The organism is Kitasatospora sp. MBT63 (assembly GCF_000710465.2).
Lineage (GTDB): Bacteria > Actinomycetota > Actinomycetes > Streptomycetales > Streptomycetaceae > Kitasatospora.
The window spans coordinates 1-2,108 of the sequence record NZ_JAIZ01000434.1 but is presented as its reverse complement, the minus strand read 5'-3'; the positions used below and the strand labels follow the sequence as shown (position 1 = coordinate 2,108).

Below are 2,108 nucleotides of genomic sequence, written 5' to 3'. Positions count from 1 at the left end.
CCGGCCGTACCCGCGGCTCCGCCGGGCCGCCGGCGGGCCGCGGGTACGCCGGGCTCGATCGAGCAGCGGCCGGCCACCGGCTTTCGGCAAGGGAGCATGACGCGGCGTCACAGTTGCATCACACCGGAGCCCGGCCGGCACCGCCGCGCCGACCTGCTGAAAGACTCGGTCCATGACGGCTCTCCCGACGACGGCCCGGGTCCGGCGGTACGGCATCCGCCGCTCGACGACCGCGCTCACGCTGACCGCCCTGCTGGCCGGGCCGGCCCTCACCGCCTGCAGCGGGACCGGCCCGCAGGCCGCTCCGGCCGGGCACACCACGGTGGTCCTCACCCCTGCCCGCCCGCTCGACGACGACCAGCTCCGGCAGGCCGCCGACCTGCTCGCCGCCCGGGCCGGCAAGGCCGGGCTGCGGGACGTCCGGACCGAGGTCACCGCAGGCACCGTCACCCTCTCCGCCGCAGGTCATGTCGGGGACCGGCTCGCCCCGCTCGGCCGTCGGGCCGCCGTCGAGCTCCGCCAGGTACTGGCCGCGGCCCCGGTCGGGACCTCGGGCGCAGACGGCGGCCCGGGCGCCCTGCTGATGGGCACCGTCCCCGTCGACCTGCTGCAGCAGTTCGACGCGCTCTCCTGCCCGGGAACCGCCTCCCCCGACGACCCCCGCCCGCTGGCCTCCGCCTCCACCCCGACCGTGGCCTGCGGGCACGAGGCGGAACAGGGCACCCGCTACCGGTTCGCGCTGGCACCGGTAGCGGTGCCCGGCACCGACATCGCCGACGCCCGCAGCGCCTTCGACAAGCAGTCCGGCTCCGGCTGGCAGGTCCAGCTGACGTTCAACAGCTCCGGTACGGACGCCTTCGCCCGCAGCACCGAACAGCTCGCCGCCGAACAGGCCCCGGCCAACCAGTTCGCCATCGTGCTGGACGGCGAGGTGCTGTCCCACCCGTACGTCGCCGGCACCATCACCGGCGGCCAAGCCGTCATCTCCGGCACCTTCACCCAGGACCAGGCCGAGACCCTCGCGGCGTCGCTCGCCACCGGAATGCTGCCGGTGGCGTTCAGCCCGTCGACGCCGCAGGAGACCGACAGCTGAGCCACGGCGGGCTGTCGGCGGCAGGCCGCTCTGCCGGCCCGGCCGTCCCGACCGGATCGGTCAGCGGCCCGAGCGCGTCCACTCCGGGACCTTGCCGTCCGCTCCGGCAGAAGGCCGGCCGGCCGGCCCGTTCGGGCCCTGACGCCAGCCGGAGCACGCGTGCTGGACCAGGTACACCACCAGCAGCAGGCCCACGGCGACCAGGCCGTCCGCCCAGAAGTGGTTGGCGGTCACCACCACCACGGCGGCCGTCAGGACCGGGTGCAGCACCGCCAGCCACCGCCACGGCCCGCGGCCCACCACCACGACGGCCACCCCCACGATCACGCACCAGGCCACGTGGACCGACGGCATCGCCGACAGCTGGGCCGGCACCACCCCCGCGACCGCGCCCCCGTACACCGACTGCCCGTACTGGGCCGCGACGTCGACGAAGCCGCTGTCCGGCAGCATCCGGGGCGGGGCGACCGGGATGAACTGGACCAGCAGACATGCGGCCGTGGTCAGCACCACGGTCGTCCGCACCCACGCGTACCGGTCCCGGTGCCGCAGGAAGAGCCACAGCAGCAGCACCAGCATGACGCCGAAGTGCATGGTGGCGTAGTAGTAGTTGGCGGCCTGCATCAGCCAGGGATGCGGCTCCACCGCCCGCTGCCACGCCACCTCGTCCGGCAGGCCGAAGGCCAGCTCGGTCCGGTGGATCCACTCCGCCCGGGCCAGCGCGTGGTCGGTGCTCATCAGCGAGAGGTGCCCCACCAGCTGCCACAGCGTGAACAGCGCCAGCAGCGTACCCGCCTCCCGGAACACCGCCGTCACCGTCGGCCCACGGCCGGCCCGCCGAACGGCGTACGCCGCGCCGAACAGCACCCCGGACACAGCGGCCGAGGTCTGCCAGGTGAGGGTCAGGTTCTGCATTGGCGAAGATTAACGCAGATAGCCCCCCTCCCGAAGGGAGGGGGGCTATCTTTTTAAAATTTGTTCGGCGGCGTCCTACTCTCCCACAGGGTCCCCCCTG

General features: G+C 74.1%; 2 protein-coding genes. One reads left to right on the top strand and one right to left on the bottom strand.

Annotation, left to right across the window (positions count from 1 at the left end):
- Positions 1–172: 172 nt before the first annotated feature.
- Complete coding sequence (locus AA75_RS23995) at positions 173–1,093, top strand: hypothetical protein (RefSeq protein WP_051813186.1); 921 nt, start codon at positions 173–175, stop codon at positions 1,091–1,093.
- Positions 1,094–1,153: 60 nt separating this feature from the next.
- Here the strand turns inward: AA75_RS23995 and AA75_RS23990 are convergent, their stop codons facing one another.
- Positions 1,154–2,008, bottom strand: a complete 855-nt coding sequence (locus AA75_RS23990) for a phosphatase PAP2 family protein (RefSeq protein ID WP_082526777.1) — start codon at positions 2,006–2,008, stop codon at positions 1,154–1,156.
- Positions 2,009–2,108: the final 100 nt, after the last annotated feature.

What these genes read in the sequence shown, in the direction of transcription:
- AA75_RS23995 (WP_051813186.1), top strand. Translation starts at nt 173, where the DNA reads ATGACGGCTCTCCCGACGACGGCCCGGGTCCGGCGGTACGGCATCCGC.
- AA75_RS23990 (WP_082526777.1), bottom strand. Translation starts at nt 2,008, where the DNA reads ATGCAGAACCTGACCCTCACCTGGCAGACCTCGGCCGCTGTGTCCGGG.